The sequence below is a fragment of the Streptomyces sp. NPDC054796 genome (assembly GCF_053611545.1).
The window spans coordinates 1-26,996 of the sequence record NZ_JBSHAO010000056.1 but is presented as its reverse complement, the minus strand read 5'-3'; the positions used below and the strand labels follow the sequence as shown (position 1 = coordinate 26,996).

Annotated in this window: 24 protein-coding genes; 11 read left to right on the top strand and 13 right to left on the bottom strand. The window is 71.2% G+C overall.

Annotated features, from left to right (window positions below; all coding sequences use genetic code 11):
* Positions 1-35: 35 nt before the first annotated feature.
* Both mqnP and ACWGJ2_RS32860 read right to left on the bottom strand, forming a co-directional pair.
* Complete coding sequence (gene mqnP / locus ACWGJ2_RS32865) at positions 36-956, bottom strand: menaquinone biosynthesis prenyltransferase MqnP (protein ID WP_453349964.1); 921 nt, start codon at positions 954-956, stop codon at positions 36-38.
* Positions 953-2,404 carry a menaquinone biosynthesis decarboxylase gene (locus ACWGJ2_RS32860; protein WP_453349963.1) on the bottom strand — a complete coding sequence of 484 codons (1,452 nt, stop codon included), beginning with the start codon at positions 2,402-2,404 and terminating at the stop codon, positions 953-955. Before ACWGJ2_RS32860 ends, mqnP begins: the two co-directional genes overlap by 4 nt.
* 201 nt (positions 2,405-2,605) lie before the next feature.
* Between ACWGJ2_RS32860 and ACWGJ2_RS32855 the strand changes: the two genes are divergently transcribed.
* From ACWGJ2_RS32855 to ACWGJ2_RS32845, 3 genes are read left to right on the top strand one after another with little or no spacing between them, the layout of a single operon-like run.
* On the top strand, positions 2,606-3,079 hold the full coding sequence (locus ACWGJ2_RS32855; RefSeq protein ID WP_453349962.1) for a PLD nuclease N-terminal domain-containing protein: 474 nt from the start codon (positions 2,606-2,608) through the stop codon (positions 3,077-3,079).
* A gap of 56 nt (positions 3,080-3,135) precedes the next feature.
* The gene (locus tag ACWGJ2_RS32850; protein ID WP_453349988.1) at positions 3,136-3,585 is read left to right on the top strand and encodes a nucleoside deaminase; all 450 of its coding nucleotides are present in this window, start codon (positions 3,136-3,138) and stop codon (positions 3,583-3,585) included.
* Positions 3,582-4,565 carry an isopenicillin N synthase family dioxygenase gene (locus ACWGJ2_RS32845; RefSeq protein WP_453349961.1) on the top strand — a complete coding sequence of 328 codons (984 nt, stop codon included), beginning with the start codon at positions 3,582-3,584 and terminating at the stop codon, positions 4,563-4,565. The genes ACWGJ2_RS32850 and ACWGJ2_RS32845 overlap by 4 nt, the downstream gene beginning before the upstream one ends.
* 712 nt (positions 4,566-5,277) lie before the next feature.
* On the opposite strand, the gene ACWGJ2_RS32840 is transcribed toward ACWGJ2_RS32845, so the two are convergent.
* The 7 genes from ACWGJ2_RS32840 to hemL form a co-directional block, all read right to left on the bottom strand.
* Entirely contained in the window at positions 5,278-5,790 is a 513-nt protein-coding gene (locus ACWGJ2_RS32840) for an SRPBCC domain-containing protein (RefSeq protein ID WP_453349960.1), read from the bottom strand.
* 128 nt (positions 5,791-5,918) lie between these two features.
* On the bottom strand, positions 5,919-6,959 hold the full coding sequence (gene ccsB / locus ACWGJ2_RS32835) for a c-type cytochrome biogenesis protein CcsB (RefSeq protein WP_453349987.1): 1,041 nt from the start codon (positions 6,957-6,959) through the stop codon (positions 5,919-5,921).
* A 65-nt stretch (positions 6,960-7,024) separates the two neighbouring features.
* Positions 7,025-8,830 (bottom strand): cytochrome c biogenesis protein ResB, encoded by a 1,806-nt coding sequence (gene resB, locus ACWGJ2_RS32830; protein WP_453349959.1) that lies wholly within the window; start codon positions 8,828-8,830, stop codon positions 7,025-7,027.
* Positions 8,831-8,833: 3 nt separating this feature from the next.
* Positions 8,834-9,622 (bottom strand): cytochrome c biogenesis CcdA family protein, encoded by a 789-nt coding sequence (locus tag ACWGJ2_RS32825; RefSeq protein ID WP_453349958.1) that lies wholly within the window; start codon positions 9,620-9,622, stop codon positions 8,834-8,836.
* A gap of 33 nt (positions 9,623-9,655) precedes the next feature.
* Positions 9,656-10,267, bottom strand: coding sequence for a redoxin domain-containing protein (locus ACWGJ2_RS32820; protein ID WP_453349957.1), 612 nt, complete (start codon positions 10,265-10,267; stop codon positions 9,656-9,658).
* 109 nt (positions 10,268-10,376) lie between these two features.
* Positions 10,377-11,021: a histidine phosphatase family protein gene (locus ACWGJ2_RS32815; protein WP_453349986.1), complete on the bottom strand. Its 645-nt coding sequence runs from the start codon at positions 11,019-11,021 to the stop codon at positions 10,377-10,379.
* 104 nt (positions 11,022-11,125) lie between these two features.
* Positions 11,126-12,442 carry a glutamate-1-semialdehyde 2,1-aminomutase gene (hemL, locus tag ACWGJ2_RS32810; protein WP_453349956.1) on the bottom strand — a complete coding sequence of 439 codons (1,317 nt, stop codon included), beginning with the start codon at positions 12,440-12,442 and terminating at the stop codon, positions 11,126-11,128.
* A gap of 116 nt (positions 12,443-12,558) precedes the next feature.
* On the opposite strand from hemL, the gene ACWGJ2_RS32805 reads away from it, so the two are divergent.
* A complete protein-coding gene (locus ACWGJ2_RS32805) occupies positions 12,559-13,107 on the top strand; it encodes a hypothetical protein (protein ID WP_453349985.1) in 549 nt (182 codons plus the stop codon).
* Between the two features lie 142 nt (positions 13,108-13,249).
* On the opposite strand, the gene ACWGJ2_RS32800 is transcribed toward ACWGJ2_RS32805, so the two are convergent.
* Positions 13,250-13,717, bottom strand: coding sequence for an anti-sigma factor antagonist (locus ACWGJ2_RS32800; protein WP_453349955.1), 468 nt, complete (start codon positions 13,715-13,717; stop codon positions 13,250-13,252).
* 458 nt (positions 13,718-14,175) lie between these two features.
* Between ACWGJ2_RS32800 and ACWGJ2_RS32795 the strand changes: the two genes are divergently transcribed.
* Entirely contained in the window at positions 14,176-15,441 is a 1,266-nt protein-coding gene (locus ACWGJ2_RS32795) for a lipase family protein (RefSeq protein WP_453349984.1), read from the top strand.
* Positions 15,442-15,535: 94 nt separating this feature from the next.
* On the opposite strand, the gene ACWGJ2_RS32790 is transcribed toward ACWGJ2_RS32795, so the two are convergent.
* On the bottom strand, positions 15,536-16,165 hold the full coding sequence (locus ACWGJ2_RS32790; protein WP_453349954.1) for a TetR/AcrR family transcriptional regulator: 630 nt from the start codon (positions 16,163-16,165) through the stop codon (positions 15,536-15,538).
* Between the two features lie 152 nt (positions 16,166-16,317).
* Between ACWGJ2_RS32790 and ACWGJ2_RS32785 the strand changes: the two genes are divergently transcribed.
* On the top strand, positions 16,318-17,895 hold the full coding sequence (locus tag ACWGJ2_RS32785; protein ID WP_453349953.1) for an FAD-dependent monooxygenase: 1,578 nt from the start codon (positions 16,318-16,320) through the stop codon (positions 17,893-17,895).
* Positions 17,896-17,904: 9 nt separating this feature from the next.
* Positions 17,905-18,240 (top strand): YnfA family protein, encoded by a 336-nt coding sequence (locus ACWGJ2_RS32780; protein WP_453349952.1) that lies wholly within the window; start codon positions 17,905-17,907, stop codon positions 18,238-18,240.
* Between the two features lie 83 nt (positions 18,241-18,323).
* Here ACWGJ2_RS32780 and ACWGJ2_RS32775 read toward each other — a convergent pair whose 3' ends face one another.
* Complete coding sequence (locus tag ACWGJ2_RS32775) at positions 18,324-19,517, bottom strand: RtcB family protein (RefSeq protein WP_453349951.1); 1,194 nt, start codon at positions 19,515-19,517, stop codon at positions 18,324-18,326.
* Positions 19,518-19,750: 233 nt separating this feature from the next.
* Between ACWGJ2_RS32775 and ACWGJ2_RS32770 the strand changes: the two genes are divergently transcribed.
* The 3 genes from ACWGJ2_RS32770 (at position 19,751) to ACWGJ2_RS32760 (ending at position 23,263) form a co-directional block, all read left to right on the top strand.
* On the top strand, positions 19,751-20,650 hold the full coding sequence (locus tag ACWGJ2_RS32770; protein WP_453349950.1) for a hypothetical protein: 900 nt from the start codon (positions 19,751-19,753) through the stop codon (positions 20,648-20,650).
* A 258-nt stretch (positions 20,651-20,908) separates the two neighbouring features.
* Complete coding sequence (locus ACWGJ2_RS32765; RefSeq protein WP_453349949.1) at positions 20,909-21,553, top strand: DUF3558 family protein; 645 nt, start codon at positions 20,909-20,911, stop codon at positions 21,551-21,553.
* Between the two features lie 201 nt (positions 21,554-21,754).
* Complete coding sequence (locus ACWGJ2_RS32760) at positions 21,755-23,263, top strand: DUF2637 domain-containing protein (RefSeq protein ID WP_453349948.1); 1,509 nt, start codon at positions 21,755-21,757, stop codon at positions 23,261-23,263.
* Between the two features lie 22 nt (positions 23,264-23,285).
* On the opposite strand, the gene lysS is transcribed toward ACWGJ2_RS32760, so the two are convergent.
* The gene (gene lysS, locus ACWGJ2_RS32755; RefSeq protein WP_453349947.1) at positions 23,286-25,070 is read right to left on the bottom strand and encodes a lysine--tRNA ligase; all 1,785 of its coding nucleotides are present in this window, start codon (positions 25,068-25,070) and stop codon (positions 23,286-23,288) included.
* Between the two features lie 81 nt (positions 25,071-25,151).
* Between lysS and argS the strand changes: the two genes are divergently transcribed.
* Positions 25,152-26,939, top strand: a complete 1,788-nt coding sequence (gene argS / locus ACWGJ2_RS32750) for an arginine--tRNA ligase (RefSeq protein ID WP_453349946.1) — start codon at positions 25,152-25,154, stop codon at positions 26,937-26,939.
* Positions 26,940-26,996: the final 57 nt, after the last annotated feature.

Below are 26,996 nucleotides of genomic sequence, written 5' to 3'. Positions count from 1 at the left end.
CCCCGGGGGGGGGCTCCCTCGCAGGGGTCAGGCGCTCACACCGTCAGGCCGCGCACCACCAGGTCCAGCAGGGCGAAGACGAACAGCACTATGCCGATCACGCCGTTGACGGTGAAGAAGGCCCGGTTCAGCCGGGACAGGTCGCCTGGCCTGACGATGGAGTGCTCGTAGACAAAGGCGGCGATGACGATCACGAGCCCCGTCCAGTAGAAGAGCCCGGCCCCGGTCAGCGCGCCGAAGGCGGCCAGCAGGAGCACGGTGACCACGTGGCTGCCCCGCGCCCCGTACAGCGCGGCGGCGATGCCGTAGCGGGCCGGTACGGACATGACGCCGTGCGCGCGGTCGGCCGCGACGTCCTGGCAGCCGAAGATCAGGTCGAAGCCGCCGATCCAGATGCCGACGGCCAGGCCCAGCACCACCGCGTCCCACGACCAGGACCCGGTCACCGCGAGCCAGGCGCCCACGGGCCCGATGGCCTGCGCGAGCCCGAGGATGGCGTGCGGGAAGTGCGTGAAGCGCTTCCCGTACGGATAGACCACCATCGGCACGACGGCCAGCGGCGCGAGGGCGAGGCAGAGCGGGTTCAGCAGCGCCGCGGCGCCGAGGAAGACGACGACGGCCACCAGCGCGCCCGTCCACGCCGAGCGCACGGACACGGCGCCCGTGACCAGCTCGCGGCCCGCCGTGCGCGGGTTGCGGGCGTCGATCTCGCGGTCGATGATCCGGTTCGCCGCCATGGCGAAGGTCCGCAGGCCCACCATGGCGACGGTGACGAGCACGAGCTGCCACCAGTGGACGGTGCCGTCCTGGTGGAACATCGCCGTCAGCGCCGCGATGTAGGCGAAGGGGAGGGCGAAGACCGAGTGCTCGATCATCACCAGCCGCAGGAACGCCTTGACCTTGCTGCTGGGCACGGGCTCGGGCCCGAGGACGCCCTCGGCCGCTGACGAGGTCACAGGCCGTACTCCTTCCAGCGGCGGGTGACCTTCTCCGCCGTGTCCGCGTCGGACACGATCATGTGCGGCCAGCCGCCGTCGCGTGTGTAGCCCTCCTCGGGCAGTTTCTCCGTGGCGTCGATGCCCGCCTTGCCGCCCCAGAACTGCTGGTAGGAGGCGTGGTCGAGATGGTCGACGGGGCCCTCGACGACGGTGAGGTCACGGGCGTAGTCGACGTTGCCCAGGGCGCGCCAGGACACGTCGTGGAGATCGCGCACGTCGCAGTCGGAGTCCACGATCACGATGAGCTTCGTCAGCGACATCATGTGCGCGCCCCAGATCGCGTGCATGACCTTCTGTGCGTGCTTCGGGTACTTCTTGTCGATCGAGACGATCGCGCAGTTGTGGAAGCCGCCCGACTCCGGCAGGTGGTAGTCCACGATGTCCGGCACGATGATCTTGAGCAGGGGCAGGAAGAAGTGCTCGGTGGCCCGCCCCAGCGGCCCGTCCTCCGTCGGAGGCCGTCCCACGACGATCGACTGGAGCAGCGGCCTCCGGCGCGTCGTGACGCAGTCGATCGTCAGCGCGGGGAAGTCCTCCTGCGGCGTGTAGAAGCCGGTGTGGTCGCCGAAGGGGCCCTCGGGGAGCATCTTGCCGGGCTCCAGCCAGCCCTCCAGGACCACCTCGGCGTCCGCGGGCACCTGGAGCGGCACGGTCTTGCAGTCGACCATCTCGACGCGCTTGCCCTGGAGGAACCCCGCGAACAGGTACTCGTCGATGTCCCCGGGCAGCGGCGCCGTCGAGGAGTACGTCACGGCGGGCGGGCAGCCGAAGGCGATGGCGACGGGCAGCTTCTCACCGCGCCGCGCCGCGACCTGGTAGTGGTTGCGGCTGTCCTTGTGGATCTGCCAGTGCATGCCGATGGTGCGGCGGTCGTGGCGCTGGAGTCGGTAGAGGCCGAGGTTGCGGATGCCGGACTCGGGGTCCTTGGTGTGGGTGAGGCCCAGGTTGAAGAACGAGCCGCCGTCCTCGGGCCAGGTGAAGAGCGCGGGCAGCTTCTCCAGGTCCACCTCGTCGCCCTGGTACACGACCTCCTGGACGGGCCCTTCCTTGACCTTCTTCGGCGGCACGTGCGCGACGGAGCCGAGCTTGCCGAACGCCTCGCGCATGCCCATGAAGCCCTGGGGCAGCTCCGGCTTCAGCAGGCCGCCGATCTTCTCGGAGATCTCGCCGTACGAGCTGAGCCCGAGCGCCTTCAGCAGCCGCCTGTCGGTGCCGAAGACGTTCATCGCCAGCGGCATCGACGAGCCCTTCACGTTCTCGAAGAGCAGCGCGGGCCCACCGGCCTTCTGGACCCGGTCGACGATCTCCCCGACTTCGAGATACGGGTCCACCTCGGCCTTGATCCGCTTCAGGTCCCGGTCACGCTCCAGCGCCCGCAGCAGCGAGCGGAGATCGTCGTATGCCATACGCCCCAGTATCCGACATCCCGATTTCCGGCTCGCCCCCGGGCGTCGTCCCCGGGGGCCGGACGGCGGCCCGTCCCGGGCGCCGGGCGGCGGCTCGACGGCCGGAAGGTTGCGGCCGACCGTTAGGCTGGGCCCTGTACGGCGGCCTTCCGATCCGTTGTCCGCCGCGCCGCTTCAGCTCGCACCCAGGGGGCGTTCCGCATGCTCAGGTATCTCCCGTTCCTCCTCATCCTGGCGGTGTGGATCTACGCCTTCATCGACTGCCTGAACACGCCGGAGAAGGAGGTACGCAAGCTCCCGAAGGTCGTGTGGGTGATCATCATCCTGCTCTTCGGCCAGGTGCTGCTGGGCCCGATCGCGTGGTTCGCCGTCGGCCGCCCCCGTAAGAACGCCCCCTACGGCGCCACGAAGCCGCAGGAGCGCCGCTGGGTCGCGCCCGACGACAACCCGGACTTCCTCAAGTCTCTCGGCGACGACAAGACCAAGCGGGACCCCTCCCCGGCCCCGCAGGACGACGCGAAGCCGGCCCCGGCCCCCGACCCGGCTCCCTCGGACGCGTCCAGGGACCAGGACGACGACGCGCACCTGAAGCAGTGGGAGGACGACCTGCGCCGCCGCGAGGAGGAACTGCGCCGCCGCGAGAACGGCGGCGGCTCCGAGGAACCCCCGCGCTGATCCCGCGCTCCGTTGCCAGCGTGCCGCCCGGCACGGAGAGTGGTGTGGTGGCGCACATGGAGCGGGGCACGGCGAGGGAACTGCTGGAGACGGCCGTCGCGGAGGCGCGGGCCGGGCTGGCCGAGGGCGGCGTCCCCATCGGCGCCGCGCTCTACGGGGCCGACGGCACACTCCTGGGCCGCGGCCACAACCGCCGCGTCCAGGACGGCGACCCGTCGGCGCACGCGGAGACGGCGGCCTTCCGCGCCGCCGGACGCCGGCGCACGTACGCGGACACGACGATGGTCACCACGCTCTCGCCCTGCTGGTACTGCTGCGGCCTTGTGCGCCAGTTCGGCATCCCGCGAGTGGTCATCGGGGAGGCGCGGACCTTCCAGGGCGGGCACGACTGGCTGGCCGGGCTGGGCGTGGAAATCATGCTGCTGGACGACGCCGCGTGCGCGGAGCTGATGACCGGCTTCATCCGCGACAAGCCCGAGCTGTGGAACGAGGACATCGGCCGATGAGCGACCCGAGCAGCCCGCGCATCTCACGCGTGCCGACGATCGACCTGCGGCCCTGGCTCTCCGGCGACGACGAGGCACGCGCCACGACCGCCCGTACGGTGGACGAGGCCCTGCGCACCGCCGGGTTCCTGCTGGTGACGGGGCACGGGGTGGATCCGGGGCTGCGCGCGGGCATCCGCGCCGCCGCGCGGGAGTTCTTCACGCTGCCGGAGGAGACGAAGCGGCCGTACGCCGTACGCGTCGGCGGACGCGGCTGGCTCGGCCCCGGCGCCGAGGCCAACGGCTACGCGGAGGGCACCGAGACCCCGCCCGACCTCAAGGAGTCCTGGTCACTGGCCGCCGACACGGCCTCGGGCGACCCCGAGGTCGACGCGGAGTGGTTCCTGCCGAACGTCTGGCCCGCCGAGGTGCCCGGGCTGCGCGGGCTGGTGGAGGCGTACGTCGCGCGGATGCGGGCGCTGTCCGACGCGCTGCTGGAACTGCTCGGGGTGGCGCTCGGCCAGGAACGGGACTTCTTCACCCGGCACACCGGGCATCCCACGTGGGGCTTCAACATCAACTGGTATCCGGGCACGGAGCGGGTCGGCGTGCCCGCGCCGGGGCAGTTCCGCATCGGGCCGCACACGGACTTCGGCACGGTCACCGTGCTGGACCGGCAGCACGGCAAGGGCGGCCTCCAGATCTTCACGGACGAGGGCGGCTGGGAGGACGCGCCCTACGATCCCGACGCGTTCACGGTCAACATCGGCGACCTCATGGCCCGCTGGACGGGGGACCGGTGGCGGTCCGGGCGGCACCGGGTCCTTCCGCCGCCCGGGGACGCGCCCGGGGAGGAGCTGATGTCACTCGTGTACTTCTACGAGTGCGACCCGGGTACGTGTGTGGAACCCCTCCCCGCCCCCGTGGGCCACACGCCCTACGCCCCGGTCGACTCCCACACCTACCTCCGCACCAAGCTCACCTCCATCACCCTCCCCTGACGCCCATCCCTCACCGGACGCAGCCCGGTGCCCCCTGCGGTCTCGTTCACGTGCTGCGGCCCGGTGGCACGGGTTGTGCCCCCCTCTCCCCCAGCTACCGCTGGGAGGTGCCCCCTCGCCATGCGGAACGCCTGCCCACAACAGGGGTGGCGCCGGTCCACAGCATGGGAACAAGCGGAGGGGGCACCGGCTGGAGGTTGGCCACCGGGTGGGAGGTGGTGTGGCGGGGTGTCCCCGCAGGGCAGCGAGTCACCGGGCGGAGAGCCGACGACGATGCCGTATCGCCCGAGGAGACACCCCGGCGCGGCGCCGACCCCCACCACACAGCAACCCCACAACCACCGGCGCCAGCCAAGAATCACGCGGCGCCAGCCGCGTACTACCGCTCCATACGCCGCGCCGAAGCCACCGGCCAGGCAGCCGAACACGACGCCCAGCCACACGACGCCGCCCCGCCGGGCAACGGCACCCAAACGTTGTGGGCAATCGTCCCGCTGGCGAGGGGGCACCGCCCAGCGTTAGCTGGGGGAGGGTGGGCACAACCCGTGCCACCGGCCCGAGCATCGCTGACGAAACCCCAAGGGGCACCCACAGAGCGCACCCCAACAAGAACCGTGCACCCCGTGTGGCCATCACCCCGCACCCCGTGAAGGGGCACACCAGCGTGACGCGGCAACCCACCGTTTCCTTCCGCAGCCCCGCGAAGGGGCCGTCACGTTCTCTCCGCGTACGCAGCACGCAGCGCCGTCGCGTGGGCAGGGTCCGTCGGGTGGGCCGGGGTGCCCGCGAGGGCGTGGGCCAGGGCTTCGAAGCGCCGGTGCCAGCCCACCAGCGCGTCGAGCCGCCTCTCCCCCGACCCGGTGAAGTCGTTGCTGAACCGCACCAGCGTGTCGGCCTGTCCTCCAGAGGAGCGAAGCGCGAAGCGGACCGTCCCGTACACGTCCACGGTGTACTCCACGAGCCGCCCCTTCCTCCAGGCGGTGATCCTCCCGGGCGCGAGCACGGCGCCCCCGTCGTCGTCCCCCAGCCAGCGCAGCGCCACCGCGCCGCCGGGCCCGGGCTCGAACTGCCCCGTCGCCGCCAGCCACGACCGCAGCCCGCCGGGCGTGGCGACCGCGCGCCAGACGGCGTCCACAGGGTGGGGACAGCGCAGCTCGTAATGGAGCGTGTGGGCCTCTCCGCGGCTGGCGGAGGTGCCGTACGGGATGAAGCTCTGTGCGTCCATGCCCTCCACCTTCGCGCGCCCGCCCCCGCCCCGCGCGCCGGGGGTCACCGCAGCCCCGTCGCGGGCCCGGACACGCCGGAGGGGGAGGGCGCGTGCCCTCCCCCTCCGAACCGCTCAGGTCGTCGCCGTCACACGCCCGCGTACGAGTGCTTGCCGCCGAACATGAAGTTGACGCCGTAGTAGTTGAACAGGAAGCAGGCGAACGCGAGCAGCGCCAGGGTCGCCGCCTTGCGGCCCTTCCAGCCCGCCGTGGCGCGCGCGTGGAGGTAGCAGGCGTAGGCGACCCAGGTGATGAAGGACCAGACCTCCTTGGGGTCCCAGCCCCAGTAGCGGCCCCACGCGTCGCCGGCCCAGATCGCGCCCGCGACGATGGTGAAGGTCCAGAAGGGGAAGACGGCCGCGTTGATCCGGTAGGCGAACTTGTCCAGTGAGTTCGCCGAGGGCAGCCGCTCCATGACCGAGACGGCGAAGCTGCCGGGCGAGCCGCCGCGCATCAGCTTGACCTCGTAGGCGTCGCGGAAGAGGTAGAGGATCGTCGAGACGAAGCCGAGGTAGAAGAGCGCGCCGCAGATGATGGCCAGGGAGACGTGGATCCACAGCCAGTACGAGTGGAGCGCGGGCACGAGCTGGTCGCTCTCGGTGTAGAGGACCGTCACGGCGAGCCCGAGGTCGAGCAGGACGGTGGTGACCAGCGGCAGCCCGATCCAGCGGACCTTCTTCTTCGCGAGGAGGAAGCCGAGGTATCCGGCGACGGCGACCATGGAGAAGGCCGTCGAGAACTCGTACATGTTGCCCCACGGGGCGCGCTGCACGGACAGCGAGCGGGTGAGCACGCCGGCCGCGTGGAACAGGAACGCGAGCACGGTCAGGGAGACCGCGACGCGCCCGTAGAGGTCGCCCTGCTCGTCTCCGGCGGCGGCGCCGGGACCGTCGGGCAGGTCGCCGCGGCGGCCCGCTGCGGACCGGGTGACGACCTTGGGCCGCTCCAGGACGGCCGTGCCGCCGCCCTCCTCGGCCTTGGCCCCCGACCCGGCGGACCCTGCGGACCCCGCGCCCTCCGCCGGGGCGGACCTCGGCTTCAGCGCGGCGGCCGTACGCGCCACCTTGCTGCGGCTGCCGAACACCCACTCCGCGATGTAGGCGAGGAAGGCGAGGACGTAGACGGCCATCGCCGAATAGATCAGATAGTTGCTGATCTGAGCGAGACTCTCGTTCGTTTCAGCGGCGAGGATTGTCACTTGCCTGCTCCTTCGTCAGCAGATCCGGCAGACCCGCCGGACCCGGCGGTTCCGGCAGATCCAGCAGCTTCCGCTTCGGCTTCTGCTTCTGCTACCGCAGGCGCCTCGGCCTGCATGTCGACGGCGAGATCGCCGAGTTCCTCGGGCAGCGCGGCGGACTCGCTCCGGCCGAGCCCCGCCATCTCCACGACCGTACGCCCGTCAGCACCGGCCACGGCGCGCACCCACACCCGGCGGCGCTGGATGAACAGCGACCCGGCGAGGCCGCCGATGGCGGCGAGCGCGCCGCCCAGTGCCCAGCCGTTGCCGACCTGGTGGGAGACCTGGAAGTTGGCCCACTTCTTGACGCCCTCGAACTTGAGGGTGCCCGCGCCGTCCGGCAGCTTCATCGAGTCGCCGGGCTGCATCTTCTTGGCGAGCGGCGACCCGTCCTTGTTCTTGAACTGCTTCAGGTTCTTGGTGTCGAGCTGGTAGACGTTCTGCGCCGCGCCGTAGTCGAGCCCCAGGTCACCGTGGTAGGCGGTGAGGAAGAGCACCGGGTTGGACAGGGTCGGGGACTGGGAGAACATCGTGCCCGAGTCGGGCGCGAACGTCGGCACGAAGAAGCCCTGGAAGCCGAGCTGGTCCTTGCGGTTCTTCGCGTCCCGGTAGTCGGTGACCTTGACGACGCCGGACGAGGTGAGGTTGTTGTCCTGCTGGAGGAAGGCGACCGGGCCCCGGTAGGCGGTGTTGCCCTGCCCGTCCTTGACGGAGACGACGGGCGCGAAGCCGTTGGCCATCAGATAGACCTTGGACTCGCCCACGTTGAGCGGGTGGTTCACCTCGATCGAGGTCTTCTTCTCCTTGCCGTCCGCGCCCTCCCAGTAGGAGATGTCGGCGCGGTACGAGCGCGCTGTGCCCTTGTTGGGGCCGCTCTTCTCGTAGGTGGCGTGGAAGTCCTTGAGCGTGAAGCCGAAGGAGTCGAGGTCGTCGGCGGTGAACAGGGACCCGGACTTGAAGTCGTCGTACTGCGTGAGCGTGTTCGCGAAGCCGTCGCCCTGGATGATCAGCTTGTTGCCCTCGGACTTCCACAACTGCCCGGCCGCGAACGCCAGCAGCAGCACGATCAGCGCGATGTGGAAGAGCAGGTTGCCCGTCTCGCGCAGATAGCCCTTCTCGGAGGCGACGGCGTCACCGTCGGCGTGCACCCGGAACCGTTTGCGGCGCAGCAGTGTGCGGGCAGCGCCGAGCACGTCCTCGGGGGCCGCCTCGGTGTGCCACGTGGTGTACGCGGGCATCCGGTCCAGGCGGCTCGGGGCGCGCGGGGGGCGGCTGCGCAGTTGGCCGACGAACTGCCAGGTGCGCGGCACGATGCAGCCGACCAGCGAGACGAACAGCAGGATGTAGATCGCGGAGAACCACACCGAGGTGTAGACGTCGAAGAGCTGGAGCTTGTCGTAGATCGGCGCCAGGACGTCGTGCTTCTCGTGGAAGTTCTCGACCTTGACGCTGTCCACGGACGTCTGCGGAATGATCGAGCCGGGGATCGCCGCGAGGGAGAGCAGGAACAGCAGGAGCAGCGCGACCCGCATCGAGGTGAGCTGCCGCCAGAACCAGCGGAACCAGCCGAGCGCCTCGCGGCCCCACCAGACAGCGCCGCCTCTCGCGCCCGGCGCGCGGACGCCGCCGAAGGAGCCGGGGCGTGCGGTGCCCTGGTCCTCCTGGGGCGCCGTGGACAGCTGCGACCCGGCTTCGCCGAGGTCGGCGGCCTCCTCGGCGGGGCGTTCCCGGGTCCGCTGGGGTCCCGCGCCGGTGTTACTCATTGATCAGATCCCCACGGTGAAGTCGGACGACCAGACCTGAAGGTCGTACACGATCAGGTCCCAGATCCCGGTGACGAGCAGGACGCCCACGGCGACCAGCATGCCGCCGCCGATCCGCATCACCCACGCGTAGTGCCGCTTCACCCAGCCGAAGGCGCCGAGCGCGCGACGGAAGGCGAGGGCGGCGACGATGAAGGGGACACCAAGACCGAGGCAGTACGCCGTCGTCAGCAGCGCGCCCCGTCCTGCGCTCCCCTCGCTGATGGCGAGGGTCTGCACGGCGGCCAGTGTGGGCCCGATGCAGGGGGTCCAGCCGATGCCGAACAGCACCCCGAGCATGGGCGCGCCCGCGAGCCCGATGGCGGGTCTGCGGTGGATGCGGAATTCGCGGGACGTGAAGCGGGACAGCGGCCCCATCGCCCCCATGAAGGCGAGCCCCAGCAGGATCGTGAGGACGCCCAGCACCCGGGAGATGATCTCCTTGTGCTCCTGGAGCTGTGCGCCGAAACCGCCGAAGAGCGCGCCGCCGGAGACGAAGACCGCGGTGAAGCCGAGCACGAACAGCCCGGCGCCCGCGAACATCCGCCCGCGTCTGGCCTCGGCCAGGTCGGTGCCGCTGACGCCTGTGACGTACGAGAGGTAGCCGGGCACCAGCGGCAGCACGCACGGTGAGAAGAACGAGACGAGCCCGCCGAGGAGCGCCACGGGCAGCGCCAGCAGCAGCGCCCCGGAGAGGACGGTCTGGTTCATGCCGGTGCCGGCCGAGGCGAGGCCGACGGCGAACGCGCTCATGCGGAGGTCCTCATGCGGAGGTCACTTCTTCGGTCACTTCTTCGCGTTCTCGGCGATGAGCGGGTCCAGCGCGGAGCGCAGTTCCTTCTCGCTGAGTTCCTTGAGCGCGCGTACGGCGATCTTCCCGTTCCCGTCCAGGATGAGCGTGGACGGGATGGCCTGGGGGGAGAGGCTGTCGCGCGGGAACTTCAGGATCAGCTTGCCGCTGGGGTCGTAGAAGCTGGGGTATTCCACCCCGTAGTTGCGCTCGAACGCCTTGGCGTTGGCCTTGTCCAGGTCGCGGGTGTTGATCCCGAGGAACTGGACGTCCTTGCCCTCGGTGTCCTTGGCGACCGCGGCGAGGTTGGGTGCCTCGGCGCGGCAGGGCGCGCACCAGGAGCCCCAGACGTTGAGGACGACGACCTTGCCCTTGTAGTCGGAGAGCTTCAGGTCACCGCCGTCGACGCCCTTGCCTGAAATGTCCGGTGCGGTCTGGCGCTTGCCCTGGGCGACCTTGGTGATCTGGCCGGTGCCCTGGACGAACTTGGTGTCGCCCGAGGACGTGCCGGTCTCCCCCTTGCCGCATCCGGCCAGGACGAGAGCGCTGGCCACCGCCCCCGCGGTCAGCAGGGTCGCGCGGCGTCGGGAGGCGCGGGTCTGGCTCATGTGAAAAGTTTCGCATGGGCGTCCGAGGGATCTTCCGCGCCCCCCTCGTCCCTTCCGTAAAGGCCCGTAAAGGCTGCTCAGCCCTGGTCGCCCGCCGGGAGACGCGTGCTCAGGCGCCGAACCCCTTGGCGCCCTTGACCTGCTTCGCACCCGCGAGCAGATGCGGGGGCACCAGATCGCGCGCGGGTTCCGTGTAGCCGACGGCCACGATCCGGTTGCCGAGGAAGGTGAACCGGGTCAGCGAGGCGAGCGTGCACTGCCGTCTGCGCGGGTCGTGCCAGAGCCTGCGGCGCTCGACGAAGCTGCGCAGGGTCCAGATGGGGAGCTGATGGCTGACGACGACGGCCTCGTGCCCGCGCGCCGCGTCCCTGGCCGCCTCGAGCGCGCCCATCATCCGGACGACCTGGTGCACGTACGGCTCGCCCCAGGAGGGGCGGAACGGGTTGGTCAGATGCCTCCAGTTCCCCGGCTTGCGCAGGGCGCCGTCGCCCACGCCGAAGGTCTTGCCCTGGAAGATGTTGCCCGCCTCGATGAGCCGCTCGTCGGACGCGATGTCCAGCCCGTGCGTCTTGGCGATGGGCGCCGCCGTCTCCTGGGCCCGCTCCAGCGGCGAGGCCGCGACGTGGGTGATGTCACGCTCGGCCAGGTGCTCGGCGACCCGGTCGGCCATCTGACGGCCCAGCTCGGAGAGGTGGTAGCCGGGCAGCCGCCCGTAGAGGATGCCCTCGGGGTTCTCGACCTCGCCGTGCCGCATTACGTGCACGACGGTCACGGTCTTGTCGTCCACCGCCCCGTTCACCGTCCCGCCTGCCGGTTCGCCCGCCGTCTCGTCCGCGCCCTCCCGCCGCTTCGCCTCGCTCATGCCGTGGCCTCCGCCGCCGCGCGGGCAGCGCCGGGCAGCGCCGCCGCGACGCGCTCCAGTGCGCGCCCGTCGAGCGCCGTGGAGACGAACCAGCACTCGAAGGCGGACGGCGGCAGATACACGCCCGCCTCCAGCATCGCGTGGAAGAAGGGCGTGAAGCGGAAGGACTCCTGCGCCCTGGCCCCCTCGTAGTCGGTGACGGGCGCCTCGCTGAAGAAGACCGAGAACATGTTGCCCGCGACCTGCACCTGGTGTGCCACGCCCGCCTTGGACAGCGCCTCGGTGACCATCGTGCGCAGCTCCAGCGAGGTGGCGTCCAGCTTCGCGTACGCGCCCTCGTCCAGCAGCCGCAGCTGCGCGACCCCGGCGGCGGTGGCGACGGGATTACCGGAGAGGGTGCCCGCCTGGTAGACGGGGCCGACGGGCGCGAGGTGCTCCATCACGTCCCGGCGACCGCCGAAGGCGGCGGCGGGGAAGCCGCCGCCCATCACCTTGCCGAAGGTCATCAGGTCAGGGGTGACGCCGTCGATGCCGTACCAGCCGGTGCGGCTCACGCGGAAGCCCGTCATCACCTCGTCGGACACGTACAGCGCGCCGTTCTCGGTGCACAGCTCGCGCAGCCCCTGGTTGAAGCCGGGCAGCGGCGGGACGGCGCCCATGTTGCCGGGCGACGCCTCAGTGATCACGCAGGCGATCTCACCGGGGTTCGCGGCGAAGGCGGCGCGGACCGCGTCCAGATCGTTGTACGGCAGCACGATCGTCTCGCCCGCCTGCGCGCCCGTGACACCGGGGGTGTCCGGCAGCCCGAACGTGGCCACACCGGACCCGGCCGCTGCGAGCAGCGCGTCGACGTGCCCGTGGTAGCAGCCCGCGAACTTGATGACTTTGCCCCGGCCCGTGAACCCGCGCGCCAGCCGGATCGCCGACATGGTGGCCTCGGTCCCGGACGAGACCAGCCTGACCTGCTCGACGGGGGCGATACGGGCGACGATCTCCTCGGCCAGCTCCACCTCGCCCTCGCCGGGCGTACCGAAGGAGGTGCCGCGGCCCACGGCCTCCTGGACGGCGGCGATGACGGCGGGGTGGGAATGGCCGAGGATCATCGGCCCCCACGAGCAGACGAGGTCGACGTAGTCGCGGCCGTCCGCGTCCGTGAGGTACGGACCCTCACCTGAGACCATGAACCGGGGCGTACCGCCCACGGCACGGAAGGCGCGGACCGGAGAGTTCACGCCTCCGGGGGTCACGGCGGCGGCACGGTCGAAGAGCGACTGCGATACTGGGGCGTCGTACGAGTAAGTCACGTAAGCCATGGTGTCAGAGCCTCGTGCGCTTGTACGGCCCGGCGTTTCACGGGCCGTGTGGCGGGGAGGTCTCTGACACGATGATCGGGTTGCGCGGCGCGAGCCGCGAGTGGTCGGGTGGTGACATGCATCGCGGTGGCGGAGTCGGCGAGGGTACCGGGGACCTCGGACCGGAGCACGCGCGCGGGCGTCACCGAAGGAACGCGGCGGAGAGCGGGAGCAGCAAGGGTGGCGGCCGAGTGGGGGTGACCTACAAGTACTTCGGCGCGCCGGACGGCGCGACAGCCGCTCGGGTCCCGATTTCGATGCGCCCCGAGGAGCTCGGCGGTGACGAGCTGGGGCAGGGCATGTTCACCAAGATCAAGCCGGAGACGATGGCGGCGATGGTCCTCACGGGGATCGAGGGCATACCCCTGTACCGCGTCCCGCCGCTCGAACTCGTCGTGCTGCACCCGGACTACGCCGTGGTGAAGCTCCCCATGACGGTCGTCGATCCGCTGCGCGGCGTCGGCGACGAGACGGTGGGCGCGGCGGCGTTCATATGGTCCACGGTCCCGGACCGCGCGGGGCCGCAGGACGCGTTCAACGTCTACCAACTGCTGCACGAGTGGCAGGACTTCTCCGACCGCCTCCACCAGGCGGGCCACCAGCCGTACTGCCTGGTGTGGCCGTGAGCCGTGTGATCGGTACGGGTCGTGTGCCCGGCGCGGCTCGCGTGCCCGGCCGTGTGCGCGACGTGATCCGCGTACGCGACGTGCGCGACGTGATCCGCTTCGCGGGCCCGCGCCCGTAACCGCCGCGCCCCGCCGCTCCGGCTCAGCGCCCCTCGCCGCCCGCCCCGCTCCAGCCGCCCCACGCACCGCCCATGCGCCCAGGGCCGCCGCGCCCGCCCGTTCCGCCCCTTCCGCCCGCCTGATCCGCGTCATGGGCCGCCGAGGGGATGCCCCGGAGCGCGTCGTCGACCGAGGCGTGGGCGGGGAAGGCGCTCGTGAGACCGGCGTAGGCGAAGAGCCGGACGGCCGCCGGTGCCGCGTAGACCAGCCGCAGCCAGCCCTCGCGCCGCCGCACCCGGCCCCTGACGCGGCACAGCAGGCCGAGGCCCGCGCAGTCCAGGAAGGTGACGGGGCGCAGATCGATGATCAGCCGCGGCACGGCGGGACGCACCAGGGCCGCGTGGAGATCGTGCTCCAGCAGGGGGAGAGTGGCGATGTCGAGTTCACCGGCGGCTTTCACCAGCCAGTACGCATCGTGGTGAGGACCGGCGTGATGGAGGATGGCGGTCATGGGCAAGGCTCCTGGCCTGAATGCCGAACGTGGTCGCGGTGCGGCGCGCAGACGGCCGGGGGCTGGGGCCTGAGGTTTTGCAGGCTACGGGACCTGCGCTGACGACCCCAGCGCAGAGACGATTCAGCGCATAACACCGCATGTCATTTCCTCCGTATGGGTGAAGACCGAGGTGATGAGCGCACCTCACCCCGTTCTCTGTGCGTGGAACGCGCGGGACACCGGCGAGGTCCGGACCCGTGGCCTGCTCACCTGCCACAACTCCCGCGTTGTTGACACTCAGTTGAATAACTATCGGCTCCCTCGGCCCGTCCGTAGCGTCACCGCCGTCATTGGCCGGCGTAAGCGCACCCATCGCGAAGGGATGAGCATTGGTGAGGGCGAGGAGCAGAAGAGGGAAATGGCTGGCGGTGCTCGGCGCGGCAGCCGTGCTGGGCGGCGGGCTGAGCGCGACGGGGGTGACCGCGAACGCCCAGGAGGCCCCGCGGGCGAACGCCTCGGACGCGACGGGCGCGGCGGATACGACGAGCGCGGCGACCGCGGCCCAGAGCTGCGAGGCGAGCGACGACCAGATCTACACACCGCCCCAGAACGTCCCCGGCACGCCCGGTGAGGTCATCTCCTGCCGCCAGGTCACGCTGCCCCACGTGCCCGGCAACATCGACATGACGGCCTGGAAGGTCCAGTACGCCTCGAAGGACAACGCGGGCAGGCCGGTCGCCGTCTCCGGCACCGTCGCCGTGCCCAGGGCGGCCTGGAAGGGGCCCGGCACCCGTCCCGTCGTGGCCTTCAACCCCGGCACCCTGGGCCTGGGCCAGCAGTGCGCGTTCTCCAAGCAGCTCGCTGGCCAGTTCCAGGACATGTACGAGGGCGACAACATCGCCGCCTCCCTCAAGGCCGGTTACGCGGTGGCCGCCACCGACGGCGCCGGGTACCTCAAGGGCAGGACGCACCCGTACGTCGCGGGCACCGACGCGGGCCACGCGCTGCTCGACATCGCGCGGGCCGCGCCCAACGTCCCCGGCAGCGGGCTGGACAAGAAGACCAAGGTCGGCCTCTGGGGCTACTCGGAGGGCGGCTCGGCCAGCCTGTGGGCGGTGCAGCTCGCCAAGGCGTACGCGCCCGAGCTGAACATCGTCGGCGACGCGTCCGGCGGCGTGCCAGGGGATCTGAAGGTGGTCGCGAAGGCGCTCAACGGCCAGGCGTTCGCGGGCTTCCTGGCCGACGCGGTGATCGGGCTCGCCGCCGCGTATCCGGCCATGCCCTTCGACGGGCTGCTGAACCAGCAGGGCAGGGACGCGGTGGCGAAGGCCAAGTCCGTCTGCCTCGTGGGCACGCTGACCGGGTTCCCGTTCCAGAAGCTGGAGAACTTCACGACCGAGGGCTACACCCTGGACGAGATCTACGCGCTCAAGGGGACCGACGGGAAGACGTGGGGCGAGGTCGTCGACGCGCAGAAGCTCGGTGTCGGCGTCGGCCCCGCGGGCTCGGGCGCGAAGCACGAGATCGGCTTCCCCGTCCTCCAGTACCGGGGTCTGGCCGACGAGGTGATCCCCACCGAGACGGAGGACGCGACGCGGGCCGCGTACTGCCAGGCGAAGATCCCCACCACGTGGAAGCTCTACCCGGGCGAGCATCTGCTGGCCGACAACCAGGCCGTGAACGACGTCGTCGCCTGGCTCGGCGACCGCTTCGCGGGCAAGACCGCACCCGACGACTGCTGAGCGCGCGGCGCGACGGGCCCCTCCCACGGGAGGGGCCTTTCGCATGCGGGCCCGTGCGGGCCCCTTCCCCGCGCGCGCCGCCCCGCCGGACTCGTCAGAGTTCCGCTTCCGGCCCCTCCGCCGTCAGATAGCGCTGGATCGTCGGCGCCAGCCAGGCCACGACCTCGTCGTGGGTCAGCGCCACGGCGGGCGGCAGCCGCATCACGTAGCGGACCAGCGCCAGGCCCAGGATCTGCGAGGCGGCGAGCGCGGCGCGGCGCACGGCGGCCTCCTTGTCCCGTTCCGGGGAGAGCGCCACGAACAGCGGCTCCACCTGGTCCTGGAAGACGGACCGCAGCCGCTCCCTGCCCGCGTCGTTGGTGACACCGACGCGGAGCATCGCGTTCAGCGTCTCGTCGACCTCCCAGCGGCTCAGGAAGTGCCGCACCACCCGCTCGCCCGCCTCCTCGCGCGCCACCGTGGAGGCGTCGGGCAGGCCCAGCTCGACGGCGGAGGCGGCGGCGAAGAGGCCCTCCTTGTTGCCGTAGTAGCGCATCACCATCGACGGGTCGATGCCCGCGTCGCGGGCGATGGCGCGGATGGTGGCGCGGTCGTAGCCGTCGGCGGCGAAGCGGTCGCGGGCCGCATCGAGGATCGCGGCGCGGGTGGCGTCGGAGCGGCGGGGCGGCGCGGGGGCGGGCTCCGGGGCGGGGGGCGGGGTGGGGGTGGCCGGATCTGGATCCATGCCAACAACAGTAGGCCAACACCTGTTGACGCGCCATGCACGCGCTCCTACTCTTGCCAACAAGCGTTGACCAACACTTGTTGACCCAGATCCTGATCCCGACCTCGACCCCGCGGCCCACCAGGCGGCGCGGCCGATCCGAGGAGGCAGCCATGAACCGCACCCCTGAGCCCGAGCGGCACGACGGCTCGCGCAGCTCACACGGCACGCGCGACACGTACGACGTGCTCGTCGTCGGCGCGGGGCCGACCGGCCTGCTGCTCGCCGGTGACCTGGCGGAGGCGGGGCACGCCGTCGGCCTCGTCGAGCGGCGTGCGGACACCATCAGCAACCTCTCCCGCGCCCTCGTCGTGCACGCCCGCACCATGGAGCAGTTCGACGCGCGCGGCCTCGCCGACGAACTGGCCGAGCGGGGCCACCCCATCGAGAAGCTGCGGCTCTTCGGCCACGCCACGCTCGACCCGACGCGCCTGCACTCGCGCTTCCCCTATGTGCTGGTCACCCCGCAGTACGAGGTGGAACAGCTCCTGGAGCGCCGGGCCCGCAAGGCGGGCGTCACCTTCCTGTACGGGACGCGGATGCGCGGGCTGCGTCAGAACGGCGAGGGCGTCGAGGTGGACGTCCTCACCGGCGCGGAAGCGGAAGCCGATGCCGACGCCGACGCCCGTGCCGGCGTGCTGCGCGCCCGCTATCTCGTCGGCACCGACGGGGTCCACAGCTCCGTCCGCGAGGCCATCGGCCTCCCCTTCCCCGGCAGGTCGGCGCTGCGCTCCATCGTCCTCGCCGACGTCAGGCTCGCCCAGGCCCCTGACTCCCCGTTCGCCGTCAACGCTTCCAGGGACGCCTTCGCCGTCATCGGCACCTTCGGCGACGGCTGGCACCGCGTCATCGGCTGGAGCCGCGACCGCCAGTTCCCCGACAGCGCGCCCGTCGACATGGAGGAGGTACGCGCCATCGCCCGTGGCGCCTTCGGCACGGACTACGGCATGCACGACGCGCGCTGGATGTCCCGCTTCCACAGCGACGAACGGCAGGCGCCCGCGTACCGCGTCGGGCGCGTCTTCCTCGCGGGCGACGCGGCGCACGTCCACTCCCCCGCCGGTGGCATGGGCATGAACACGGGGCTCCAGGACGCCGCCAACCTCGGCTGGAAGCTGGCGGCCGTGCTCGGCGGGCACGCCGGGGACGCGCTGCTGGACACGTACGAGGGTGAGCGCCACCCCGTCGGCGCCCTCGTCCTGCGCACCAGCGGCGCCGTTCTCCGGCTCGCCCTGGCGGGCTCGGGTCCGGGCCGCGCGGTCCGCTCGACGGTGGCCGGGCTGATCAACCGCGTGCGCCCGCTCGCCGACCGTGGCATCCGCACCGTCTCCGGCATCGGCATCGACTACCCGGCGCCGCGCGGCTCCCACCCCCTGACCGGCAGGCGCGTGCCCGACCTCGCGCTGGCCGAAGGGCGCCTGTACGAGCTGCTGCGCGGCGGCCGGTTCGTCCTGGTCACCCCGGAACGGCGCCACGGGCCGGACGGCGCGGACACCGGGGCGGCGGACACCGGGGCGGCGGACGGCTACGGCGACCGCGTCCTGCGGACGACGCTGCGCGCCGCCTCGCCCCGCAACACCGGCCGCACCCTGCTCATCCGCCCCGACGGCCATGTCGCCTGGGCCGCCGACCACCCCGAGCAGGGCGGGCTGCGCCAGGCGCTCGCCACCTGGGCGGGCACGGCCGCGTAACCTGCGGGCATGCTGTTCGCCAGGTCCGCCACCCTGTTCCTGCTCGCGGCCCTGCTGGAGATCGGCGGCGCCTGGCTCGTCTGGCAGGGCGTACGGGAACACCGTGGCTGGGCCTGGATCGGCGCGGGCGTCCTGGCCCTCGGCGCCTACGGCTTCGTCGCCACCCTCCAGCCCGACGCCCACTTCGGCCGCATCCTCGCGGCGTACGGGGGCGTCTTCGTCGCCGGTTCCCTGGCCTGGGCGATGGCTGTCGACGGCTTCCGCCCGGACCGCTGGGACGTGACGGGAGCACTGGTCTGCCTCGCGGGAGTGGCCCTCATCATGTACGCGCCGCGCGGGAGTTGAGGGCGGGGCACGGCAATCAGGGGCAGGGGCGACGGGGAGGGTGGAGGGGCCGGACCCCTCCACCCTCCCCGTCCCGCTCCCTCTCAGCCCTTCACGCAGACGACCTGCTTCAGCTTCGCCACGACCTCCACGAGATCGCGCTGCTGGTCGATCACCTTCTCGATCGGCTTGTACGCGCCCGGGATCTCGTCCACGACACCCGCGTCCTTGCGGCACTCCACCCCGCGCGTCTGCTCCTCCAGATCGCGCGCGGAGAAGCGCTTCTTCGCGGCGTTGCGGCTCATCTTCCGGCCCGCGCCGTGCGAGGCGGACTGGAAGGAGTCGGCGTTGCCGAGGCCCTTCACGATGTACGAGCCGGTGCCCATCGAGCCGGGGATGATGCCGAACTCGCCGCTGCCCGCGCGGATCGCGCCCTTGCGGGTGACGAGCATGTCCGTCCCCTCGTAACGCTCCTCCGCCACGTAGTTGTGGTGGCAGGAGATGACCTCCTCGAAGACCGGCTTCGCCTTCTTGAACTCCTTGCGTACGACGTCCTGGAGCAGCCCCATCATCACGGCGCGGTTGTGCTTCGCGTACTCCTGCGCCCAGAACAGGTCGTGCCGGTAGGCCGCCATCTGCGGGGTGTCCGCGACGAAGACGGCGAGATCGCGGTCGACCAGGCCCTGGTTGTGCGGGAGCTTGCGCGCCTCGCCGATGTGGAACTCGGCCAGTTCCTTGCCGATGTTCCGGGAGCCGGAGTGGAGCATCAGCCAGACGGCACCCGCGGAATCCGTACAAACTTCAATGAAGTGATTCCCGGAGCCCAGGGACCCCATCTGCTTGGCCGCCCGCTCCTCACGGAACTTGACGGCCTCGGCCACGCCCTGGAAGCGCACCCAGAAGCCGTCCCAGTGAGCGGTCTGGAAGCCGTGCAGACGGCCCGGGTCGACGGGCTCGTCGTGCATGCCCCTGCCCACAGGGATGGTCTGCTCGATCTTCGAGCGGAGCCTGGACAGATCGCCGGGGAGGTCGTTCGCGGTGAGGGAGGTCTTGACCGCCGACATGCCGCAGCCGATGTCCACCCCGACGGCGGCGGGACAGACCGCGCCCCGCATCGCGATGACCGAGCCGACCGTCGCTCCCTTGCCGTAGTGCACGTCCGGCATCACCGCGAGGCCCTTGATCCAGGGCAGCGTGGTGACATTGCGGAGCTGCTGCATGGCGCCGTCCTCGACCGTGGACGGGTCCGCCCACATCCGGATCGGGACCCGGGCCCCGGCTACCTCCGTGTACGCCATACTCGCTCATCTCCCCCGTCAACCACGAACAAAGCACAAGAAGCCACGCCGTTCACCGGCAAACGGAAAAGACGGACTTCGCGCAACATAGGCACCGGCGGACCGGACGGCCGCGTGGTGCGTGCGGTAGACATTGTGTTCCGTCGCCCCCTGGCGGCGACAACACGTTTTCGACTGGAGCCGGAGGCCGGGCAGTGCAGCGGAGGGCAAGGACATGTGTCACCAGCGCCGCGTTGGCCCTCACCTTGGCCGGGGGGCTCACGGCCTGCACGGGCTCCTCCGGTGAGGACGGCGGCGACGACACCAAGCCGGGCGGGGCCAGCACCTCCACCGCCGCCGCGCCCCCGGGCAAGTACCGCACCCTCCCCGAGCCCTGCGGCGCCGTGGACACGAGCACGCTGAAGAAGCTGCTGCCAGGCGCCGAGGGCGAGGAGACCGGCAGCGGCGACGCGAACCCCAGCGCCTCCCCGTACGAGGGCGAGCCGACGGTGACGTACGACACCGACCGCCGCGTCGGCTGCCGCTGGAAGAGCGCGACGACGCTGGGCACCCGGCATCTCACCGTCAACATGGAGCGCGTGGTCTCCTACGACCCGGCCATAAGCGACGACGAGCAGGCCGAGATGCTCTACGACGAGAAGGCGGCCAAGGCCGACATCCCGGCCTCCGGCTCCCCCTCGGCCGAGTCGGACGCCGACAGCGGCAGCGACGGCGACGGCTCCGGGGAGGACTCCGGCGCGGACAGTGAGAAGTCCGACAGCGGATCGGCCTCCCCCTCCCCCCCCTCTTCGTCCTCCTCCCACAAGAGCACGGACCCGGACGCGGACAAGAGCGAGGACGAGGAGCGGACCGCCGAGGACGAGGACGCGGGCTCCCCCTCCCCCGGCGACGACCTCTCCCCCCGCGTCCTCACCGGCATCGGCGACACCGCGTACATCGACGACCAGCTCGACACGGCGGACTCGGGCGTGCACCGGGACATCACGCTCGTCTTCCGCACGGCGAACGTGATCGCCACCGTCGAGTACGACCAGTGGGTGACCGACAAGCGCCGCCTGCCCGACAGCGCCGAGCTTCAGGAAAAGGCCCAGAGTGTCGCACGAGAGCTTGCCGAGCACTTCAGCGACAACTGACACACACTGTGGGGGGCGCCACGAATCGCCCGCAATGGGCCATCGGCCGCGTAGCGTGCACGTACCGTGCCGTCCGGGAGGATCCCGCCCCCACACTCACGAACACAGAGCACCGAGCACAGAGCACCGAGCACTCAGAGCCGCACGAAGCTCTGCCGACAGCCTGGAAGCGAAGGAACCATGCACGTCGAAGGAACCATGCACCGAAAATCCCCGCGAAGCGCGCCGCGTCTCGCACGGACGCTCGCCTGCGCAGCAGTGGCTCTCCCCGTCCTGCTGGTCGCCGGCTGCTCCTCGGACTCCGACAGCGGCGAGGAGTCGGCCAGTCCGTCGGCCTCCAAGAGCGAGGCGCCCAGCGCGGCCCCCGCGAAGTACAAGGAGCTGCCGGACGCGTGCAAGACCCTCTCCAAGGACACGGTCAAGGAGCTGACGCCCAAGACCGACAACGAGGCGGGCAAGCGGATCGGCACCGGTGACACCAGCGACTCGGGCAGTTGCCTGTGGAGCGGGCTGGACAAGTACGACTACCGGCAGCTCACGGTCTCGATGAAGCGGTTCGACTCGGACACGGCGCGCGGCACGGGCAACAAGCTCGCCGAGGGTCATATGCAGCAGCAGATCGACGAGGTGAAGGACAACAAGGACAACAAGGGCGTCAAGTCGGCCAACGTCGACGGCGTCGGCGACGCCGCCACGTCCCTCACCTACGAGCTGAAGAAGAAGGACGACAAGGGCAAGTCCGAGGAGTTCCGCGAGGAGCGGCTGGTCGCGCGCACCGCGAACGTCGTCGTGGTCGTGGACTACGAGGGCGCCGGTTTCGAGGACGGCAAGACGCCCAGCGCCGACGACCTGAAGAAGAAGGCGGAGAAGGCGGCCAAGGAAGTCATCAAGTCCATCAAGTGACGGACCGTCCGCCCTCCGCCCGAACTGCTCGAACGGTACGGCCCCGGAGCCCGGCGCCCCTCTTCCGGGAGGGGAGCCGGGCTCCGGGCGCGTGACGGCTTGACGCGTGTGCGAGTCTGGTGCGCCGCCAGTTTCCGAGGGTGGGGGACAAACCCAGTGCAGGCCGTACAGCTCACACGAACACACCGCATACTCATCGGGGTGGTCGTCGCCGGTGCCGTGGTCATCGCCGCGATCGGCTTCGCCGGGTCGTACGCAGCGGTGCGCGATCTGGCCGAGAAGAAGGGCTTCGGGAACTTCGCGCCCTTCTTCCCCATCGGGATCGACGCGGGCATCGTCGTCCTGCTCGCCCTGGATCTGCTGCTGACCTGGATCCGCATCCCCTTCCCGCTGCTGCGCCAGACGGCCTGGCTGCTGACGGCGGCCACCATCGCCTTCAACGGCGCCGCCGCGTGGCCCGATCCGCTGGGCGTCGGGATGCACGCGGTGATCCCGGTCCTGTTCGTCGTCGCCGTCGAGGCGGCACGGCACGCGATCGGCCGCATCGCCGACATCACGGCCGACCGCCACATGGAGGGCGTCCGCGTCTCGCGCTGGCTGCTCGCCTTCCCCTCCACCTTCCGGCTGTGGCGGCGCATGAAGCTGTGGGAGCTGCGCAGCTACGACGAGGTCATCCGCATGGAGCAGGACCGCCTCGTCTACGAGGCGCGGCTGCGCGCCCGTTACGGGCGGACCTGGCGGCGCAAGGCCCCGGTGGAGTCGCTGATGCCGCTGAAGCTGGCCCGCTACGGGATACCGCTCGCGGAGACGGCGCCCTCCGGGCTGGCCGCTGCGGGGATCACCGTCGAACAGCGGGCGGTGCAGGGCGGCTACGGGAGCGGGTCCAGGCCGGAGCTGACCGGGCCCGCGCGGGGCGCTGACGTTGAACCGGACACGGAGACGGGCCCTGCGGGGGGCGTGCCGGAGCACATACCGGGCCAGGGCCCTGACCTGACGAAGGACCAGGGCCGGGCTCAGGGCCGGGACCGGTTCGAGGCGCAGGCCCAGGACGGGTCACAGGCCCAGGACCAGGGCCAGGACCGGTTCCAGGGCCAGGACCAGGCCCAACCCCACCCCCAGGACCCGCGCCTGACGCAGGACCAGCCGCAGCCGCAGGGCCAGGAGCCCGCCGGGGACGCGCCAGCACCGGTGTACGCGGCGGCCGACGGCGGTCCGGGCGGCGCCCAGGTCACCGTCCCCGTCGGCCCCGGCAGGCGCCGCGCGCTCGGCAACGCCAGCGCCCCCGTCAACGGCGGTTCCGGCGCCACCGCGTACGTACCGCCGCAGCGGGCGCAGTCCCAGGAGCCGGGCGCCGTACCGGAACCCGAGCCGCCCTCGGCCGCGCAGGCCCCAGCACCCGCACCGGCACCGGCACCGGCACCGGCACCCGCTCCCGCACCCGCTCCCGCACCCGAGCCGTACGTCGAGCCGGACGCCGACCCGGTCAACATCCCCGACGGCATGCCCCGCGAGGACTTCTACTTCGCCGTCTACCGCGAGTTCGTCGCCGCACAGGGCAGCTTCCCGACGGCCCGGCAGCTCTCACGCGTCCTCCACGACAGCCACGGCGTCGCCAACGCGGACGGCAGCCTGCTGAGCGAGGGCTACCTGCGCGGCTACCTCCGCGAATTCCGCGAGCGCTACAACACCGAGATGGGCCTCGCGGGCTGACCCGCGAGACCCCCGTCCGTCCTCAGCCCCCGAGCAGCTTCCGCACCCGGTCAGCGCCGACGGCCAGCAGCAGCGTGGGCAGCCTGGGCCCGGTGTCGCCGCCGACCAGCAGCTTGTAGAGCAGCGCGAAGAAGGAGCGCTGCGCCGTCTTCAGCTCCGGGGTGGGCTTGGCATCCGGGTCGAACCCGGCGCGTACCTTCGGCACCCCGTAGACGAGCTGGGTCAGCCCGTCCAGCGACCAGTGGTCCTCCAGGCCCTCCAGCAGCAGCCGCAGCGACTCGCGCTGCTCCTCGTCGAGCGAGCCCAGCAGCTCGGCGTCCGGCTCCTCGCGCACCCGCGTGCGCTGCTCCTCGGGCACCTGGGTGGCGATCCAGCGCTGCGCGCGGTCGAGCCGCGGCCTGACCTCCTCCAGCGAGCCGACCGGGTGCTCAGGGTCCAGCTCGCTCAGGATGCGCAGGGTCTGCTCGTCGTTGCCCGCGGTGATGTCCGCGACGGAGGCGAGGGTGCGGTACGGGAGCGGGCGCGGCGTCGTCGGCAGCGGGCCAGCGGCCGTGGTGGCGGCGCGCAGGTGCGCGGCGACGTCGGCGGGCTGGGCCTTGCCGTCGCCGATCTTCTTGTGGAGGGCGTCCCACTCGTCGTAGGTGCGCTGGATCTCCTGGTCGAAGGCGACCTTGAAGGACTGGTTCGGCTTGCGGCGCGCGTAGAGCCAGCGCAGCAGCGGGGCCTCCATGATCTGGAGCGCGTCGGCCGGGGTGGGCACGCCGCCCTTGGAGGAGGACATCTTGGCCATGCCGCTGATGCCGACGAAGGCGTACATCGGGCCGATGGGCTGGAGCCCGCCGAAGATCTCCTTCACGAGCTGGCCGCCGACCACGAAGGACGAGCCGGGCGACTGGTGGTCGACGCCGGAGGGCTCGAAGACGACGCCCTCGTACGCCCAGCGCATCGGCCAGTCGACCTTCCACACGAGCTTGCCGTGGTCGAAGGAGTCGAGCAGCACGGTCTCGCCGTGGCCGCACTGGCAGGTGTAGGACAGCTCGGTGGTCTCGTCGTCGTACGAGGTGACGGTGGTGACGTCGCGCTCACAGACGGTGCAGTACGGCTTGTACGGGTAGTACTCGCCGCCCGCCGCGCCCGCGCCGTCCTCCTCGCCCGCCGCGCCGGAGCCCTCGGCGGCCTCGATCTCGGCCTCGTCCAGCGGCTTCTGCTGCTTCTGCTGAGGCTTCTTGCCCGCGGTCTTGTCCTTGGTGCGGTACCGGCCCAGGACCTCGTCGATACGGGCGCGCTCGCGCATCGCGAAGAGGATCTGCTCGCGGTAGGTGCCCGAGGTGTACTGCTCCGTCTGGCTGATGCCGTGGTACTCCACGCCCAGCTCGTCCAGCGAGGCGGCCATGGCCGCCCTGAAGTGCTCGGCCCAGTTCCCGTGCGCGCTGCCGCGCGGCGCGGGGACGGAGGTGAGGGGCTTGCCGATGTGCTCGTTCCAGGACTCGTCGACGCCCTCGACCCCGGCGGGGACCTTGCGGAAGCGGTCGTAGTCGTCCCAGGAGAGCAGGTGCACGCAGGGGATGCCGCGCCGCTTGATCTCGTCGGCGACCAGGTGCGGGACCATCACCTCGCGCAGGTTGCCCAGGTGGATGGGGCCCGAGGGGGAGAGCCCGGAGGCGCAGACGACCGCTTTGCCCGGGGCGCGACGCTCCGCCTCGGCGATGACGTCATCGGCGATACGGGAGACCCAGTCGGCCTCGGGGGTGGTCTGAACCACGTCCGGCACTTCCTTCTCTCTACGCTCCTGATAAGGCGGCCCCATTCTCCCATCCCGAAAACCGGTGGCGGTGCCGTGGGATACTGGCGGCATCCCAAGACGCCCCTACGGAACGGTTAGCTCTCCATGGCCTCGGTCCCTTCTCTCGCCGCCACGGTCCACCAGCGCGTCGTGGACGCCCTCTCGGCTGCCCTGCCGGAGGCTGCTTCCGCTGATCCGTTGCTGCGCCGAAGCGACCGGGCCGACTTCCAGGCGAACGGTCTGCTGGCCCTCGCCAAGAAGCTCAAGGGCAACCCGCGCGAGCTGGCCGCCAAGGTCGTGGACGCGCTGCCGTCGGGCGGGGAGAACGAGGCGATCAAGGACATCGAGGTCTCTGGCCCCGGCTTCCTGAACATCACCGTGGCCGACGCGGCGATCCTGCGCACCCTCGCCGCGCGCTACGAGGACGAGCGGCTCGGCGTGCCCGTCGCGGAGAACCCGGGCACGACGGTGATCGACTACTCCCAGCCGAACGTGGCCAAGGAGATGCACGTCGGACACCTGCGGTCCACGGTCATCGGCGACGCGATCGTGCAGATCCTGGAGCACCAGGGCGAGACCGTGATCCGGCGCCACCACATCGGCGACTGGGGCACGCAGTTCGGGATGCTGATCCAGTACCTGATCGAGCATCCGCACGAGCTGGACCACGCCTCCGACGCCGCCGCCGGGGACGAGGGCGAGGCCGCCATGGCCCGGCTGAACCGGCTCTACAAGGCGTCACGCGCCGTCTTCGACTCCGACGAGGAGTTCAAGGGCCGCGCCCGGGACCGGGTCGTGCTGCTCCAGGCCGGTGACGAGGAGACGCTCGCCCTCTGGCACAAGATCGTGGACGAGTCGAAGACCTACTTCCAGGGGGTCTACGAAAAGCTGGACGTCGAGATCCGGGACGAGGACGTCGTCGGCGAGAGCGCCTACAACGACGACCTCATGAACGTCGTCAAGGAGCTGGAGGAGTCCGGTATCGCCGTCCGCTCGGACGGCGCGCTGTGCGTCTTCTTCGACGACGTCAAGGGCCAGGACGGCACCCCGACCCCGCTGATCGTCCAGAAGTCCAACGGCGGCTTCGGCTACGCGGCCACGGACCTCGCCGCCATCCGGGACCGCGTGGGCACGCTGCACGCGGACACGCTGCTCTACGTGGTGGACGCGCGGCAGGCGCTGCACTTCCGGATGGTCTTCGAGACGGCGCAGCGGGCCGGATGGCTCCCTGAGGGCGCGGCCAGGCAGCTCCCGTTCGGCACGGTGCTGGGCAAGGACGGCAAGCCGTTCAAGACCCGTGAGGGCGAGACGGTCCGGCTGGTGGATCTGCTGGACGAGGCGATCGGCCGTGCGACGGCGGTGGTGCGGGAGAAGAGCGAGAAGCTCGGCCTCACCGAGGAGGAGATCACCGCCAACGGCGAGCAGGTCGGCATCGGGGCCGTGAAGTACGCGGACCTCTCGAACTCGATGACCCGGGACTACGTCTTCGATCTCGACCGCATGGTCTCCCTCCAGGGCGACACCAGCGTCTATCTCCAGTACGCCTACGCCCGGACGCGCTCGATCCTCCGCAAGGCGGCCGAGCAGGGCGCGGGCGGCCCGGTGCCGCACCCCGAGCTGGCGCTGGCACCGGCCGAGCGGGCGCTCGGGCTGCACCTGGACGAGTTCGGCGAGACCCTCGCGCAGGTCGCCGAGACGTACGAGCCGCACAAGCTGGCCGCCTACCTCTACGGCCTGGCGACGCTGTTCACCGGCTTCTACGACCAGTGCCCGGTGCTGAAGGCGCCGGACGCGGCCACCGTCGAGAACCGCCTCTTCCTGACCGACCTGACCGCGCGCACCCTCCACCAGGGCATGGCGCTGCTGGGCATCAGGACGCCCGAGCGCCTCTGACGCACGCGGCACGTAGCCGCCACCAACCACCGCCGCGGCGGCCCGGACGTGTAGGTC